Origin of the sequence: Pseudoalteromonas sp. MEBiC 03607, from assembly GCF_004792295.1 — a bacterium.
In the GTDB taxonomy this organism is placed as follows: Bacteria; Pseudomonadota; Gammaproteobacteria; order Enterobacterales; family Alteromonadaceae; genus Pseudoalteromonas; species Pseudoalteromonas lipolytica_C.
Map to the genome: position 1 here is coordinate 1,734,486 of NZ_SRRY01000001.1, position 17,213 is coordinate 1,751,698.

Annotated in this window: 12 protein-coding genes and 5 tRNA genes; 13 read left to right on the forward strand and 4 right to left on the reverse strand. The window is 40.7% G+C overall.

Annotated features, from left to right (window positions below; all coding sequences use genetic code 11):
• Positions 1 to 32 precede the first annotated feature (32 nt).
• Both E5N72_RS07945 and E5N72_RS07950 read left to right on the forward strand, forming a co-directional pair.
• Complete coding sequence (locus tag E5N72_RS07945) at positions 33 to 2,255, forward strand: EAL domain-containing protein (RefSeq protein WP_135923974.1); 2,223 nt, start codon at positions 33 to 35, stop codon at positions 2,253 to 2,255.
• Positions 2,256 to 2,260: 5 nt separating this feature from the next.
• Positions 2,261 to 4,162 carry an ATP-binding protein gene (locus E5N72_RS07950; RefSeq protein WP_135923975.1) on the forward strand — a complete coding sequence of 634 codons (1,902 nt, stop codon included), beginning with the start codon at positions 2,261 to 2,263 and terminating at the stop codon, positions 4,160 to 4,162.
• On the opposite strand, the gene E5N72_RS07955 is transcribed toward E5N72_RS07950, so the two are convergent.
• From E5N72_RS07955 to ppiB, 3 genes are read right to left on the reverse strand one after another with little or no spacing between them, the layout of a single operon-like run.
• Entirely contained in the window at positions 4,155 to 4,949 is a 795-nt protein-coding gene (locus E5N72_RS07955; protein WP_135923976.1) for a transporter substrate-binding domain-containing protein, read from the reverse strand. The two genes, E5N72_RS07950 and E5N72_RS07955, sit on opposite strands and share 8 nt — an antisense overlap.
• A gap of 57 nt (positions 4,950 to 5,006) precedes the next feature.
• Positions 5,007 to 5,738, reverse strand: coding sequence for a UDP-2,3-diacylglucosamine diphosphatase (locus E5N72_RS07960; protein WP_135923977.1), 732 nt, complete (start codon positions 5,736 to 5,738; stop codon positions 5,007 to 5,009).
• A gap of 56 nt (positions 5,739 to 5,794) precedes the next feature.
• Positions 5,795 to 6,286, reverse strand: a complete 492-nt coding sequence (ppiB, locus tag E5N72_RS07965) for a peptidylprolyl isomerase B (protein ID WP_135923978.1) — start codon at positions 6,284 to 6,286, stop codon at positions 5,795 to 5,797.
• A 177-nt stretch (positions 6,287 to 6,463) separates the two neighbouring features.
• Between ppiB and cysS the strand changes: the two genes are divergently transcribed.
• Positions 6,464 to 7,843: a cysteine--tRNA ligase gene (gene cysS, locus E5N72_RS07970; RefSeq protein ID WP_135923979.1), complete on the forward strand. Its 1,380-nt coding sequence runs from the start codon at positions 6,464 to 6,466 to the stop codon at positions 7,841 to 7,843.
• Positions 7,844 to 7,978: 135 nt separating this feature from the next.
• Positions 7,979 to 8,863, forward strand: coding sequence for an EamA family transporter (locus tag E5N72_RS07975; RefSeq protein ID WP_135923980.1), 885 nt, complete (start codon positions 7,979 to 7,981; stop codon positions 8,861 to 8,863).
• A gap of 50 nt (positions 8,864 to 8,913) precedes the next feature.
• Here the strand turns inward: E5N72_RS07975 and folD are convergent, their stop codons facing one another.
• Entirely contained in the window at positions 8,914 to 9,768 is an 855-nt protein-coding gene (folD, locus tag E5N72_RS07980; RefSeq protein ID WP_135923981.1) for a bifunctional methylenetetrahydrofolate dehydrogenase/methenyltetrahydrofolate cyclohydrolase FolD, read from the reverse strand.
• A gap of 341 nt (positions 9,769 to 10,109) precedes the next feature.
• On the opposite strand from folD, the gene E5N72_RS07985 reads away from it, so the two are divergent.
• From E5N72_RS07985 to lon, 9 genes are all read left to right on the forward strand, one after another.
• Positions 10,110 to 10,186, forward strand: a tRNA-Pro gene (locus E5N72_RS07985).
• Positions 10,187 to 10,236: 50 nt separating this feature from the next.
• Positions 10,237 to 10,313 (forward strand) — tRNA-Arg (locus E5N72_RS07990).
• A gap of 23 nt (positions 10,314 to 10,336) precedes the next feature.
• Positions 10,337 to 10,412: transfer RNA gene (locus tag E5N72_RS07995), tRNA-His, on the forward strand.
• A gap of 15 nt (positions 10,413 to 10,427) precedes the next feature.
• Positions 10,428 to 10,504 (forward strand) — tRNA-Pro (locus tag E5N72_RS08000).
• Between the two features lie 42 nt (positions 10,505 to 10,546).
• Positions 10,547 to 10,623: transfer RNA gene (locus E5N72_RS08005), tRNA-Pro, on the forward strand.
• A 410-nt stretch (positions 10,624 to 11,033) separates the two neighbouring features.
• Positions 11,034 to 12,338: a trigger factor gene (gene tig, locus E5N72_RS08010; protein ID WP_135923982.1), complete on the forward strand. Its 1,305-nt coding sequence runs from the start codon at positions 11,034 to 11,036 to the stop codon at positions 12,336 to 12,338.
• 275 nt (positions 12,339 to 12,613) lie between these two features.
• Positions 12,614 to 13,231: an ATP-dependent Clp endopeptidase proteolytic subunit ClpP gene (gene clpP / locus E5N72_RS08015; RefSeq protein WP_135923983.1), complete on the forward strand. Its 618-nt coding sequence runs from the start codon at positions 12,614 to 12,616 to the stop codon at positions 13,229 to 13,231.
• A 135-nt stretch (positions 13,232 to 13,366) separates the two neighbouring features.
• Entirely contained in the window at positions 13,367 to 14,650 is a 1,284-nt protein-coding gene (clpX, locus tag E5N72_RS08020) for an ATP-dependent protease ATP-binding subunit ClpX (protein ID WP_135923984.1), read from the forward strand.
• A 143-nt stretch (positions 14,651 to 14,793) separates the two neighbouring features.
• Positions 14,794 to 17,154 carry an endopeptidase La gene (gene lon / locus E5N72_RS08025; protein WP_135923985.1) on the forward strand — a complete coding sequence of 787 codons (2,361 nt, stop codon included), beginning with the start codon at positions 14,794 to 14,796 and terminating at the stop codon, positions 17,152 to 17,154.
• The last annotated feature ends 59 nt before the right edge of the window (positions 17,155 to 17,213 follow it).

Consider the following 17,213-nt stretch of genomic DNA (forward strand, 5'->3'; position numbering starts at 1 on the left):
AATAGAATCATAAGTTGTTAAAAGGAGAAGTCATGCGTGATTCTAATGTGCCTTTCGAGTTTAAAGAAGATGCTTCTGAACAATCGTATGCCCAAAAAACATGGAAAGTTTTAACGGTTGAAGATGACTTAAACTACCAACAAGCATTACTAAACAGTTTTAATGCCATATCTCTAGATAACAATGAGTCTCTTGAGGTATTAACGGCAAATTCAGTGTCAGAGGCATCGTCTGTTTTATCGCGCCATAAAGATATCGCTATTGTATTTCTTGATGTGGTAATGGAAGAAGATGATTCAGGCCTAAGGCTTGTAAATACCATTCGCCACGTTTTAGGCAATAACGATATACGCATAGTGCTATTAACAGGACAACCAAGCTTTGCTCCTGAACCACAAGTAATGCAATCGCTTGATATTGACGAATACTGGAATAAGTCAGATATGACGGTAGATAAGCTTAAATCTATCGTTAGTAGCCATCTTCGTACGTATCAATACATTTCGCAAATCTCAAGTGCTAAACAAGGACTGCAGCTAGTGCTCGATGCAGCAAGAAGCATTAATAGTAAACACGATATACGTGCGTTTTCTCACGCGGTGCTAGATGAAATAGGTAAAATTTTGCACCTATCTAAGGGAGGCGGCGTATTATGCGTTGGCAATGAAATGCACTTTGATAAACACCCCAAAGTTATAACTAGTATCGGCTGCTATAGAGGGCTTGATGGTAAAGAGCTCAGCACAGATGTGCTCAGTGAAGAAGCACAGGAATCGTTTATTTCAGCCAGAGATAAAAAAGAGCATGTGTTTTCTGAGCATTACAGTGTTTTTTATTTTGATACCGCAGACGTTGATATTAGCTATTACATCACGATTGTTAAATCAGATGTTCCCATCGACGAGCATAATGTATTTTTACTAAAGGTATTTAGTGAAAATGTCAGTACAGGCTTTTCGAATATTGCACTGATGAACCGGCTTACTGAGCTTGCTTACACCGATATAACGCTAAACATGCCCAACAGGAACTGGCTCCAGCGCGAAATCGATAATATGAACAAATACGAACAAGCAGAAACTCAGTTAGTGGTGTTTGAGATACTTCAGTTTGACGAAAAATCTTTTCGGTTTGGCTATGAATTTTGTAAAAAAACACATCTAAAAATGCGCGAGAATATTTTGCAAGCTTTAGCCCCATATCACCCTCGTATCGCTGTTTTTAAAAGTGATTGTTTAGGTGTTTTAGTGTCAAGCCATGCATTTGAAGATGAAAGTATTATTGACTCTTTAAAACGTCAATCTTTTGAAATTGATGGGGTAAAACAGTTTTTAGATGTGCGTATTTTAGTTATGCAGCTAATCGCCTTTGAAGATCATAACGCAGAGCAAATATTCAATTTAGCAGAGTCTACTCTTAATGATGAAAACTCACAAAGAGCTGAGCTTCTCTATTATACGTTAGATAATACCAAAGCAATCACCCGGCGCTATGAGCTTATGCAAGAGTTGCGCACTGCAATTCGCAACAAAGAACTTCAAGTAGCCCTACAGCCTAAGATTAATTTAACCACAGATGAAGTGATTGGTTTTGAAGCATTGGCGCGATGGCAAAGAGATGATGGAACATTTGTCAGACCCGATGAGTTTATTGCACTTGCCGAAACTGCAGGGCTTATCAGTGAGTTAGACAAACTTATTTTCGATAAAATAATGCAGACGATTAAGCAATTTGCAGAGCAGGGCGTTAGTTTGCCAATCGCGTTTAATGCATCGACGTTTGATTTGTTAGCCGATGATTACTTTGTTGAGGTTGCAGCACGCATTGAGGAGTATGGCATTTCACCTTCGTTACTTGAGCTTGAAGTAACAGAGACTCAAGCGATTTTTAACTATGAAAAGATCAATACATGTTTATGTCGTTTTGCGGGCTTGGGTATAAAAATTAGTATTGATGATTTTGGTACTGGCTATTCATCACTTGCCCATATTAGCGAAATTCCTGCGCAGATAATAAAAATAGATCGCTGCTTTGTAACCGATATTCAAGAGTCAAAATCTAACCAACACATTATCGAAATGATAATGTTGCTGGCAGAAAAATTCGGCTTTGAAGTAACAGCTGAGGGCATTGAAACAGAAGCTGAACACAACTGGCTTATTGAAGCTGGGTGTAACATAGGGCAGGGCTACTATTACGCAAAACCCATGTTTTATGATGATGCATTGCAGTGGCTAAAGGGCAGGTATAATTAACTATTATGGTAGAAGTAACAAGCCAATATAAGTCACTGAAAAAAATTCTACTTTTTAAATTTATGGTGATGGTTGCTGTTAGCTTATTAATTAGCTTGATGGTTTATGTGATCCAGTATCAAATACAAAAAAGTAGTATCACGCTTTTGCAAGATAACACCTTACTTGCCGCTCATAACACCTTAAGCAGAGAGCTTGGCGATGTTCGAAAAGTGGTTAAGTTGCTGGTGGCCGATGACATATTAAAGCAAAGTGATGAAAACGAATTACTTGAGCAACAAATACAAACCCATTTTGTGAACTTTGGTTTAGCCGCAGAAAACATTTCTCAAATTCGTTGGTTAGATAGTGAAGGCCAAGAAAAGTACCGTGTTAACTTTAAGGCAGGACAAGCAGAGCTAGTACCAAAACAACAGCTACAAAATAAAAGTAGTCGTTATTATTTTACCGAGGGGATGGAGCACAGTAAGGGGGACGTTTATATCACGCCAATAGATTTAAATGTCGAGCGCGGCGCAGTTGTTACACCACATGAACCAACATTAAGAGCATCTTATCGAACCATAAGCGATAGCTTTATTCTAAACGGGTTAATTGTTGTCAATTTTGACCTGTCGAAAACTCTACAGCAAATAAAGTCACTCAGTACCATGCAAGCACAAATACAATTAATTAATGGTGAAGGTTATTGGTTGTTACATCCACGCAAAGATAAAGAGTGGGGGTTTATGCTGGAGCAGCCGATGCTGACACTCGGTAAAGAAGATAGCCAATTATGGCAAGTCATCACCCAGTTGCCAAAATCTCAGGATCTTATTGCATCGCATAGTCATGCAACTAGCTTTTTAAAAATGACCTTAGGTAATAATAGCGCAAATGGTACAAACGATATTATTGTACTGGTAAAGGCTGATGATTCGGTGCAAAACGAGATTGTTTTATGGTCTTTTTTTATTGCTTTTGCATGTGCTGTAAGCTTGATATCAATTTCTGGCTTATATCTGAAACGCAGTTATCGTGACCAACGTCAGATTATTAAAGCCAGAGCACACTTAGAGCACGAGCAGCAGGAGCTGTTAGCAGCCAATACTAAATTACAACGTTACATAAAACAGCAGCATCAATTACAGGGTGAGCTTATTGAAGCACAAAGGTTGTCATCACTCGGTTTAATGGTGGCAGGTGTGGCCCACGAAATGAATACACCATTGGGTGGTGCTGCTATTTCACTATCAAATGCGCAATTAATTAATCAACAACTCAAAGATAAAATTGACCAAGGGTTCACAAAACAGTTTTTAGAAACGAGTGTTGAACGTATTGCCGATAATTTGTCGCTCTCAAAAGTAAATTTAGATAAAGCGATCGCTCATGTGAAAAGCTTTAAAGAAATGGCCCATGATCGCTCGAATGATCAACTTGTTAGCTTTAATATCGAAAAAGTCATCCATGATCTTCTACTGGGTTTAAAATCTCGCTTTAAAGCTTCAAAAGTAACCATAGAAACTAAAATCGATGTCAAAAAAGACATTATTAGTCGCCCTGGGATTATCTCTCAGGCTATCGAGAGTTTAATCGTTAATGCAATTTCTCACGCCTTTGACGAGGTTGATAACAAACAAATTCAATTGCATGTACATTTAAATCAACAAGGTGACCTTTGTATTAGCGTTTCTGATAATGGTTGTGGGATTGATGACTCTTTGCGTAGTAACTTATTTGACCCCTTCGTGACTACATCTAGAAACCATGGTCATACAGGGTTAGGTTTGTATCTTGTGCATGAATGGGTTACGAGTGTTCTTAACGGAAAAATCCAGCTAGTTGCAAGCAAAGACCTACCTGAAGGAATAGCAACCCAGTTTAAGATAACCTTGCCAGGCTTGAAAAAGAACAAAATTAGTTAGCATAGGTTTTTTCATATAGTTGCGTAATGTGACTAATTTCTTTTTCATTCAGTTTATAATGCTTCAGTATCTCTAAAAGCTTGCCTGACGCCGTAATTGCTTTAAGACCTAAAGATAAACTTTGCTGAAAAAGCTCAGCCTGAGGGTGATTTTTATCAGTAATCACATGTAAGTGTTGAGTAGCAAGATAGGGGGTAACTATTTCTAACTCTGTTTGCTTTGCTTGCTGTAGGCGTTCGCTATTATCGAGCCAATACAAGGCAACTTCTTTTGTGCCTGCAACTAAATCAACACGACCATGCTTTAATAGCAACAAGCTCTCAATCAAGCTACCTGTGGTTGTCACGCTAAGGTTTGGGTGGTGCTCAAATTGCTCACTTACCACATAGTCTTCACCTTTACTGATTGTATATGGCTTTAATGAATACAAAGAGCCAGTGTAAGTTATTTTGCTATCAACACGCTTGAATAACACTGTATGTGCGGTTGCTAATGAAGGTGAATATGTAAAATCTCTCGCTCTTTGCTTTGTATAAAAAGCACCTAGCACTGCGACACGTTTATGGCGCGTGGCAAGCTTCAGTGCGCGAGCCCAATGTGTATATTCTATGCTGGCTTTTTGCCCTTGAGTTTTTAATGCGGCAACAATAACTTCATGTAACCAACCAGGCTTACTCTGCTCACCAATAAAATAGGGAGGAAAAGGCTCAGTGACCAACTGCCAGGTTTGGCTATTAATCGAAAAGCTAAGCACTAAACAGCTACACAAGTATATAAATCGGTTCACCTAACATGCCCGTTTTTATTTGATACACAACTAAAGCATAGCTAATAAACTGATGATTTAAAGCGGAGTGTAAATTAGCTCTTGTTTATCTGGAGTTACTCTTAGGTATGACCCTTGTTCATACCAATCACCCAGCACGGTGCGAGTATGGGTATCGCCATTAACATTATAGTAGTGAACATTAGGGCGGTGGGTATGACCATGGATCATATTCTTAACCTGATGTTTTTTAAACATGGTTAATACCGCATCTTCTGTAACATCAAGAATTTCTAATGCTTTACCAGCTTGGCTTTGTTTTGATTTTTCGCGGGCGTTGCGAGCAATCTTTTTGCGATACCAAAGCGGCATAGCAAGCATTAATTTTGGCCACCACCAACCACGGCTTTTTTTGCGAAACTTTTGATATTCAACATCTTGGGTGCACATTTCATCACCATGCAGGATAACCGTTGGGGTGCCGTATAAATCAATAACAACTTGTTCGGGTAATAAAGTCATACTCGCGCTTTTGGCATAGCCTTCACGCATAATGAAATCGCGGTTACCATGAATAAAAAACACCTTAGTACCACTTTCACTTACCTGGCTTAAACGTGTGGCAACGCTCACTGAAAGGTCAGTTTGATAGTCATCACCTACCCATACTTCAAAAAAGTCACCTAAAATATACAGGGCATCAACGTCATCATTAATAATCTTGCTATCAAGAAAATCAAAAAATGCCGCAGTGATGTCTGGGCGGTTTTCTGTTAAGTGGAGATCGGCAATAAAATAACTTTGTTTCATGGTTACTCGCAAAAAAGCGGGCAAAGGCCCGCTTAAAAAAGTACTAAACGATTAAATTAGCTAACCGTTACTTTTTCGATAATTACATCTTCAAGTGGTACGTCTTGGTGGAAACCTGCGCTGCCAGTTGCAACACCTTTGATTTTGTTTACCACGTCCATACCTTCAACAACTTCTGCAAACACGCAGTAGCCCCAGCCTTGTGAAGTTTCACTGCTGAAGTTTAAGAAGTCATTGTCGTTAACGTTAATGAAAAACTGCGCAGTTGCTGAATGTGGATCCGGCGTGCGCGCCATTGCTAATGTGCCTACTTTATTTGCAAGGCCATTGTTTGCTTCGTTTTCGATAGGGTTGTTTACTTCTTTTTGAACCATACCTGGCTCAAAGCCACCGCCTTGTACCATAAAACCATCAATTACACGGTGAAAGATAGTGCCGTTATAAAAGCCAGAGTTTGCATACTCTAAGAAGTTTTTAACTGTGTTTGGTGCATCGTTTTCGTGCATTTTGATGGTGATGTCACCAAAGTTTGTGTGTAGTACAACCATGAGGTTTCCTATATCTGGTTTAATAATGGCACTATTTTATAGTAGTTGTCTTTGATTAACAAAGAGCTTGTTTAAAACGATTAACAAAGTGCTTATTCAATTGATAAAGCGCTAGAGCAGCGGCTTTGCAAGTGTTAACATAGAGAATCTCGAAACACCGTTAAGGACATTTTATAAATGGTACAAATTTACAACACACTTACGCGACAAAAAGAGCAGTTTAAACCCCTTGTTGATGGCAAAATCGACATGTATGTGTGTGGTATCACCATTTATGATTACTGCCATATCGGTCATGCACGTACATTTGTAGGCTTTGACGTAATTGTTCGTTACCTTCGTCACATCGGCTACGATTTAAAATATGTACGTAACATCACCGATGTTGACGACAAAATTATCAAACGTGCTAACGAAAACGGCGAGTCTATCAATGATTTAACGACTCGCATGACTAAAGCAATGCATGAAGACTTCGACAGCTTAAATATGTTGCGTCCTGATGTTGAGCCAACCGTAACAAACCATATGGATGAAATCATCGCTATGGTTGAACGTTTAATTGCGAAAGGCCATGCCTACATTGCAGCTGATGGTGATGTATTGTTTGATGTCTCTACATTTGAGCAATACGGTGCTTTATCACAACAAGACTTAACCATGCTACAAGCAGGCTCACGCGTTGAAGTTGCTCAAGATAAGCAAGATCCACTTGATTTCGTGCTATGGAAAAAAGCCAAGCCAGGTGAGCCTTCGTGGTCATCACCATGGGGTGAGGGTCGTCCAGGATGGCACATCGAATGTTCGGCAATGAGCTCTAAGCATTTAGGTGAGCATTTTGATATTCACGGTGGTGGTTCAGATTTACAATTCCCACACCATGAAAACGAAATTGCTCAGTCATGCTGTGCAAATAACGGCAAGTACGTTAATACGTGGATCCACACAGGTATGGTACAGGTTAATAAAGAGAAGATGTCTAAGTCATTAAACAACTTCTTTACCGTGCGTGACGTATTGAAAGAGTACGATGCTGAGTCAGTTCGTTACTTCTTAATTTCAGGTCATTACCGTAGCCAGCTTAACTATTCGCAAGAAAATTTAGAGCAAGCACGTTCGTCACTTGAGCGTATTTACACTGCACTGCGCGGGGTAACACCAATCGAATGTGATTTAGCCAGCAATGAATACGTGGCTAAATTCAGAAAAGCGATGGATGATGACTTTAATACGCCAGAAGCACTACCTGTGTTATTTGAGCTTGCGAAAGAACTAAATCGTGTTAAAGACAGCGATGCAGAACAAGCTGGTAAGTTGGCTTATGTACTTCGCAGTGTTGCAGAGGTATTAGGCGTTGCACAACAAGACCCAGAAGCCTTCCTACAAGGTGGCCAAGCTGATGACGAAGTCGCACACATCGAAGCCTTGATTGCAAAACGTAACGAAGCTCGTGCCAGCAAAGATTGGGCAGCTGCTGATGAAGCCCGTGATGCACTTAATGCACTCGGTGTTGTACTCGAAGATTCTGCGGGTAAAACAACATGGCGTAAAGCTTAAGTATCCACCGAGATATTACAAATTGAAAAGGTTGCCAAGAGGCAACCTTTTTTGTTTTTAACTGGGTATAGCTATTGACCTAAACCTTACTTGAGGTTTTATTTTTACGCTACTTTTCACTAACAAGGACTTACATTGAATATCTTACTTGCCATGATCCCTGCTTTTTTATGGGGTACTACCTATGCTGTGACTAAATATGCCACTCCAGATTGGCCGCCATTATTATTAGGTGCATTGCGCGCATTGCCTGCAGGATTATTACTTTTATTAGTTAAGCCTAGTTTACCAACTCGTTCACAGTGGCCAAGTTTATTGACTTTAGGTGCTGTGAATATAGCGCTGTTTTTTGCGTTTATTTTTATCATGGCGGTGAATCTTCCTGCAGCTATTGCTGGGGTGGGGATGGTGTCAGTGCCGGTTGTCGCTTTGCTGTATGCATGGATTGTAAAAGGACAGCGTCCAGCAAGAGTTCAAGCATTTTGCGCCATAGCCTTGGTTGTACTGGCGTGGTTGTTGTTTGACCCAGCACACGTGTCATTAAATGTATTGGGAGTGGCGGCTTTATTGGGTGCCTTACTTACTATTGTGATTGGTAGCACCTTAGTACAAAGTTTGTCGGTGCATATACATTGGTGGGTTGTGCTTACTTGGCAATTAATCATTGGTGGCAGCATATTATTGCTAGCTGCTTTTATCGATGGAAGTTTGCTAAACCCAGAGCAATACCAAGTGGTATTTGAGCCTATTTCAGCGCTGCAATACTCTGCGCTATTTTGGTTAATCGTGCCCAATACTGCCATTGCCTATACTCTGTATGTTTGGTTATTAGGGCGCATGAGTGTGGCTGAGTTTTCATTCGGCACCATTGCCAACCCAATCGCGGGAATTGTATGCGCTGTTTTGCTCATAAACGAACAATACCAAGACTGGCAATACCTATTGATGTTTATGATGATTGTATTTTCAGTGCTACCTCAGATGCTAAAGCTTAAGCAGTTCAAACAACAAAAAACTTAAAAGCAAAAAAGGCTGCCCATTGGCAGCCTTTTGCAATAATTTAGCTCTTCTTAGCTGTGATATTTTTCACATGCTTCAAGCGTATTTTCAATTAAGCTTGCAACAGTCATCGGGCCAACACCACCTGGTACAGGTGTAATGAAATGCGCTTTTTGTTCAGCAACATCATATTGAACATCACCAACAAGCTTTCCTGATTCAAGACGGTTAATACCCACATCAATCACAATAGCGCCTTCTTTCACCCAGTCACCCGGAATAAACTCAGGTTTACCAACCGCAACCACTAATAAATCAGCGCGGCGAACATGTGTTTCTAAATCTTGTGTAAACTTGTGACATACCGTTGTTGTACAGCCAGCAAGTAAAAGCTCAAGCGACATAGGACGACCAACAATGTTAGAAGCGCCAACAACGACTGCATGCATCCCTTTATAGCGAACACCTGTAGAGTCGAGTAGGGTGATGATCCCCTTTGGCGTACAAGGACGAAGTGCCGGCATACGCTGTGCTAAACGACCAATATTGTAAGGGTGGAAACCATCAACATCTTTATGAGGAGTAATACGCTCAAGAATTTTTTCAGCATCAAGGCCTTGTGGTAAAGGCAGTTGCACTAAGATACCGTCTACTTCTTTGTCTTCATTAAGTTGGTCAATTAAAGCAAGTAAGTCGTGTTCTGTGGTGTCGCCAGGTAAATCGTAAGACTTAGATACAAAGCCGACTTCTTCACATGCTTTACGCTTAGAGCCAACATAGACTTGGCTTGCTGGGTCTTGACCAACTAACACTACTGCTAGTCCTGGTGCACGTAAACCGTTTGCTACACGCTCTGCAACACGTTCAGCTACATTACTGCGTACTTGTTTAGCTATTGCTTTACCATCGATGATGTTTGCCGTCATGGGTGACCTTTCATTGGGGTTAGTTAACTTGATACTGATACATCAAAATATGATCATCCAATAAAGGGGGCGTGGATACACAAAACATGTTTGTTTGATCATATTTATTAATGTTGTGTATTTTCGCAGAAAAGCATCATAGCGCCAAGATGCAATTGTATATAAAGCGATACTTTATAAAAAAGAGTTCAAATTTTAGCTTATATTTGCAATATTTAACCATTATGAACTAAAAGTGACCGATTGAATTATTTTCTTAAAAAAAAGTTTGACCTAACACGGCCAAATCACTATTATGCACCCCGTTGTTAACGAGGTCACTCGCAAACAACAGTAAGCATCGGCGATTAGCGCAGTTTGGTAGCGCACTTGGTTTGGGTCCAAGGGGTCGCAGGTTCAAATCCTGCATCGCCGACCACTTCTTCTTTAAGAAGCGGTGCTTACAGGCAAACTTTTGAAGTTTTCGATGCGCCCGTAGCTCAGCTGGATAGAGCAACGCCCTTCTAAGGCGTTGGTCGAAGGTTCGAATCCTTCCGGGTGCGCCATTTGAAAATATGTAAATGCCGTGGTGATTGTAGCTCAGTTGGTAGAGCCCCGGATTGTGATTCCGGTTGTCGTGGGTTCGAGCCCCATCAGTCACCCCAATTTACTTAAGATTTCGGCGATTAGCGCAGTTTGGTAGCGCACTTGGTTTGGGTCCAAGGGGTCGCAGGTTCAAATCCTGCATCGCCGACCACTTTTCTAAAGTGGTCTTAATTTTCAAAGCTTCTCTCAGTATCGGCGATTAGCGCAGTTTGGTAGCGCACTTGGTTTGGGTCCAAGGGGTCGCAGGTTCAAATCCTGCATCGCCGACCACTTTTAAAGATTTATGGTCAAAGAACGATTGGTTTGGGTATATCCAATTCAGTCGCAGATTCAAATCCTGCATTGCCGACCACTTCTTAATATCTAAATACCTCCTTTAAATCAGCCTAATTTAACTTTGTTATTTTACTGCGTTCGTTTTTTCAGCACTTAAACGCTGAATGCTGCTATATACGCCAAATAATTGCCCCCTAGACTCGACTATCATAAATATTAGGTTATAATGCCGCGTCTATTGTTTAACATAGTGCCCATAGAGGCAAAGCAGCAATGGTATCTCATGGTTACAATGCGCCGTTTTAAGTTGAATTTTTCAGCATTAAAACTTGCTATCACTCATGGAGATCACCTTGTTTGTAAGGAAGGCGAACAGTCGCCAAAATTGAAGATTGAGGTAAATCATGCAAGTTTCTGTTGAGACGACTCAAGGCCTTGAGCGCCGTCTGACCATCACCGTTCCTGCAGAGAACGTTGAGACTGAAGTTAAAAAACGCTTACAACAACTGTCTAAAACCCAGCGTATCGATGGTTTCCGCCCAGGTAAAGTACCTGCGTCTATCATCAACAAGCGTTACGGTGCAGCAGTGCGTCAAGAAGTTGCTGGCGAATTAATGCAACGCAACTACATCGAAGCAATCGTTTCAGAAAAAATTAACCCAGCGGGTGCTCCAACTTTCGCACCTAAAGCATTAGAAGCTGGTAAAGATTTAGAATTCGATGCAACGTTTGAAGTTTACCCAGAAGTTGAAATCCAAGGTTTAGATAAAATTGCTGTTGAAAAACCAGCAGTATCTGTAACTGACGAAGACCTAGCTAACATGCTAGAAACTTTACGTAAGCAACACGCTTCTTGGGCTGAAGTTGATGCAGCTGCAGGCGAGAACGATCGCGTAACTATCGATTTCGTTGGTTCTATCGACGGTGAAGAGTTCGAAGGCGGTAAAGCTGAAGACTTCCCACTAGAACTTGGTCAAGGTCGTATGATCCCAGGTTTTGAAGACAACATCGTTGGTAAAAAAGCGGGCGAAGAAGTTGTTGCTGAAGTAACTTTCCCTGAAGAGTACCATGCTGAAAACCTTAAAGGTAAAGCTGCTTCTTTCGCAATCACTGTTAAGAAAGTTGAAACTCAAGAGCTTCCTGAGCTTAACGATGAGTTCGCAACTAAATTCGGTGTAGCTGAAGGCGGTGTTGACGCTCTTAAAGAAGAAGTTAAAAAGAACATGACACGTGAGCTTGACCAAGCGGTTAAAGCTAACGTTAAAGACCAAGCTATCAAAGGTCTTTTAGCTAACAACGAAATCGAAGTGCCTAAAGCGCTAGTTGATCAAGAAATTGATGCACTACGTCAGCAAGCTGCACAACGTTTTGGTGGCGATGCTAAAAACATGCCTGAGCTTCCAGCTGAATTATTCCACGAGCAAGCTGTAACTCGCGTTAAGACTGGCCTATTACTAGGTGAAGTTATCAAGGCGAACGAGCTTAAAGTTGACGACGCTAAAGTTGAAGAGTTAATCGCAACTGTAGCTTCTGCATACGAAGATCCAACTGAAGTTGTAGAATACTACAAGTCAAATGATCAACTTATGCAACAAATGCGTAACGTAGCGATGGAAGAGCAAGCAGTTGAAGCTATCCTAGCTAAAGCAAACGTGACTGAAGTTGAAAAAGCATTCGACGACATCATGAATCCACAGCAAGGTGCTTAATAAGTCATTGACTTAAGCTCTCGCTAGCGATTAAATGGCTCGTGTTACTCTGTATATTTACAGCGTACCCGGGCCATTTTAGTTTGTGGTAGCAAGTTTCACAAAAACCGACAATACTAGATGTTATTTCAGAACATTTTTCAGTAAAGATTGAAATAGTGCCGAACCGTTCACATATAGTTAAAAAGATTGAACAGTTACTTTAATTAACATTAGTATTAATGTGCTTTCCTTATAGTAAGGATGAGTCGCAGCGGATAAGGAATTAAATAAGAATGAATAGCGGTATGATAGACCCTCTAAACGCATTAGTCCCTATGGTTGTTGAGCAAACAGCAAAAGGGGAGCGCTCATATGATATTTACTCACGTCTTTTAAAAGAGCGCATTATTTTCTTAACAGGCCAAGTTGAAGATAACATGGCAAACCTGATTCTTGCACAAATGCTGTTTTTAGAATCAGAAAACCCAGAAAAAGATATTTATCTTTATATCAATTCGCCAGGTGGCTCTGTAACTGCTGGTATGGCAATCTACGATACAATGAATTTCATTAAACCTGATGTAAGCACTATTTGTGTGGGTCAAGCAGCTAGTATGGGTGCTTTTTTGTTATCAGGTGGCGCTAAAGGTAAGCGTTTTTGTTTACCTAACTCACGCGTGATGATCCACCAACCATTAGGTGGTTTCCAAGGTCAAGCATCTGACTTCGAAATTCATGCGCGCGAAATCTTATCGATTAAAGATAAGTTAAACCGTTTGATGGCAGAGCACACAGGTCAACCATTAGAGGTCGTATCACGCGATACTGACCGTGATAACTTTATGACCGCAAGCGAAGCGGTTGAATACGGCCTAGTTGACTCTGTATTCTCTAGCCGCGAAACGAAGTAATCTGAATAGCTAATAATAACGTATTGTTAGCTATCACCCTTTACTATGCGAAAACTGATATTCTTTGATATAGTTAAACATAGTGAATTAGCAGTAGCCCAGTGCTGCTGCCAACGTAATAAATGAGGTAGCTGAATGTCTGACACTCCTACAGACGGCGACAAAAGTAATAAATTGTTATACTGCTCTTTTTGTGGCAAAAGCCAGCATGAAGTTCGTAAACTTATTGCCGGCCCTTCAGTATACATTTGTGATGAATGTGTTGAGCTGTGTAATGATATCATCAGGGAAGAAATCAAAGACATTGCGCCAAAGCATAATGCGTCTGATAAATTGCCTGTTCCAAAAGAAATTCGTAATCACTTAGATGATTATGTTATTGGCCAAGATCATGCAAAAAAAGTGCTGTCGGTAGCGGTATACAATCACTACAAACGCCTTCGTAATCAAAGTATTAATGCAGAAATTGAGCTAGGTAAGAGTAACATCCTATTAATTGGTCCTACTGGTAGTGGTAAAACATTACTTGCTGAAACCATGGCTCGTTTGCTCGATGTACCTTTCACTATGGCTGATGCGACTACGCTGACAGAAGCAGGTTATGTTGGTGAAGATGTTGAAAACATCATTCAGAAGCTACTGCAAAAATGTGACTACGACGTTGAGAAAGCGCAGCGTGGTATTGTTTACATTGATGAAATTGACAAGATTTCTCGTAAGTCTGATAACCCATCGATCACTCGTGACGTATCGGGCGAAGGTGTGCAACAAGCGTTACTTAAACTGATTGAAGGTACGGTTGCGTCTGTACCACCACAAGGTGGACGTAAGCATCCGCAGCAAGAATTCTTGCAAGTTGATACATCGAAGATTCTATTTATTTGTGGCGGTGCATTTGCTGGCCTTGATAAAGTGATCGAACAGCGTAGCCACAAAAATACAGGTATTGGTTTTGGCGCTCAAGTTAAGCAATCGGCAAGTAGCCGTAGTTTAAGCGAAACGTTTAAAGATGTAGAGCCAGAAGATCTTGTTAAATACGGCTTAATACCGGAATTTATTGGTCGTCTTCCTGTTGTCGCTACACTGACAGAACTAGATGAAGCGGCACTTATTCAAATTCTTAGCGAACCAAAGAATGCTCTAACTAAGCAATTCTCTGCATTATTTGCAATGGAAGATGTTGAGCTTGAGTTCCGTGAAGATGCGCTCAGTGCGATTGCTCACAAAGCAATGGAGCGTAAAACAGGTGCACGTGGCTTGCGTTCAATTGTTGAGGGTGTGTTACTTGATACTATGTATGAGTTGCCTTCAATGGATGATGTAAGCAAAGTGGTTATTGATGAAACCGTTATTAAAGGTGAATCAGACCCAATCTTAATTTACCAAAGTGGTAATCAAGACAAAGCTGCATCAGAATAAAGCTTTAATAGATTAATATTTAATCAGTTAAGTATAAAAAAGGAGCCAAAGGCTCCTTTTTTTACAAATATGTTGAACTTTCCCTTACATATCCCCATATACTTGAGTAATCTTTAAAATAAATGAAGTGCGAAGAGAATATAATGACGCTTGAGAGAACCGATCGAGTCGAAATCCCCGTGTTGGCACTGCGCGATGTTGTGGTATACCCGCACATGGTGATCCCGCTATTTGTTGGTCGTGAAAAATCAATAAAATGCCTAGAAGCGGCGATGGACAAGGACAAACAAATTTTCCTAGTGGCGCAAAAAGACGCCTCTGTTGATGATCCGCAGCAAGACGATATCTACCGTGTTGGCACCATTGCCACAGTACTTCAGTTATTAAAACTACCTGATGGCACCGTTAAAGTGTTGGTTGAAGGCACTCAACGCGCGAAAGTAGAAACATTTCTAGACAATGATGATTTCTTTGTAGCTGAAGCGCAGTTTATTGAGTCAAACCATATTGATGAACAAGAGCAGGATGTCTTCATACGCAGCGCAATTAGCCAATTTGAAGGCTATGTAAAGCTTAATAAGAAGATTCCACCAGAAGTACTCACTTCTGTATCAGGTATTGATGAAGCCGCACGTCTTGCAGATACTATGGCAGCTCATATGCCACTGAAAGTGCCTGAAAAGCAAAAAGTACTTGAGATAGCTGATGTCACTGAGCGTCTTGAATACCTAATGGCGCTGATGGAAGGTGAAATTGACTTACTGCAAGTTGAGAAGAAAATCCGTACTCGCGTTAAAAAGCAGATGGAAAAATCGCAGCGAGAGTATTACCTCAACGAGCAAATGAAAGCGATTCAAAAAGAGCTTGGCGAACTTGATGATGTACCCGATGAATTCGAAGCAATTAAAAAACGCATCGAAGAGTCAGGTATGCCTAAAGAAGCGCAAGAAAAAGCGAACGCAGAGTTATCTAAATTAAAAATGATGTCGCCTATGTCGGCTGAAGCAACCGTAGTGCGCTCGTACATTGATACGCTTATCAATGTGCCTTGGAAAAAACGCTCTAAGGTGAAAAAAGACTTAGCTGGCGCACAAAAGATTTTAGACAGCGATCATCATGGTCTAGATAAAGTAAAAGAACGCATTATTGAGTATCTTGCGGTACAACAACGTACTAATAAACTCAAAGGCCCAATTTTATGTTTAGTCGGCCCTCCTGGTGTGGGTAAAACCTCATTAGGTCAGTCAATTGCACGTTCTACTGGTCGTAAATATGTTCGTATGGCCCTTGGTGGCGTTCGTGATGAAGCTGAAATTCGTGGTCATCGTCGTACTTACATTGGTTCTATGCCTGGTAAGTTAATCCAGAATATGACCAAAGTCGGCGTGAAAAACCCATTATTCTTATTAGATGAAATCGATAAGATGTCTTCTGATATGCGTGGTGACCCAGCATCAGCATTACTTGAGGTGCTTGATCCTGAGCAAAATAGTCATTTTGCTGATCATTACCTAGAAGTTGATTACGATTTATCAGACGTAATGTTCGTTGCAACATCAAATAGCTTCAACATTCCAGGCCCGTTACTAGACCGTATGGAGGTTATTCGTCTATCGGGTTACACCGAAGACGAGAAGCTGAATATTGCTAAGCAGCATTTAATTCCAAAGCAAGTGAAGCGTAATGGTCTAAAAGAGGGTGAAGTTGAAATAGCTGATAGTGCAATTATTGGCATTATTCGCTACTACACTCGCGAAGCCGGTGTGCGTAACCTAGAGCGTGAAGTATCTAAACTTTGCCGTAAAGCTGTTAAGAATATCTTGTTAGATAAAGACACTAAAAAAGTGACTATCGATGAAGATAATCTAGAAGAGTTTTTAGGTGTACAACGCTTTGACTATGGTAAAGCTGAAGATGGTGACCGCATTGGTCAAGTAACCGGATTAGCGTGGACTGAAGTAGGTGGTGATTTACTGACTATCGAATCAGCTGCTGTTCCAGGTAAAGGTAAACTTACTTTCACCGGTTCACTTGGTGATGTAATGCAAGAGTCGATTCAAGCGGCCATGACGGTTGTTCGTAATCGTGCTGAAAAATTACGTATTAATAGCGACTTCCATGAAAAACGTGATATCCATGTTCACGTACCAGAGGGAGCAACACCAAAAGATGGCCCAAGTGCGGGTATTGCAATGGTAACTGGTTTAGTCTCGAGCTTAACAGGTAACCCGGTACGTTCTGATGTTGCTATGACAGGTGAAATCACTTTACGTGGTGAAGTGTTACCGATTGGTGGCTTAAAAGAAAAGTTACTAGCGGCTCATCGTGGTGGTATTAAAACCGTTATTATTCCAAAAATTAACGAACGTGACTTAAAAGAGATCCCAAACAATGTATTAGAGGGCCTTGAAATTCACCCAGTTACATGGATTGATGACGTTTTAAAGCTGGCTTTAAAGCACCCAGTTGAGAGTTTTTCTGTCGAAACTGAAAAAAACCAGTAAAAAACCGCAAAAAAGTGCATTTAGGGGCTTTTCAAATACTAAGGGTATGATAAGTTAAG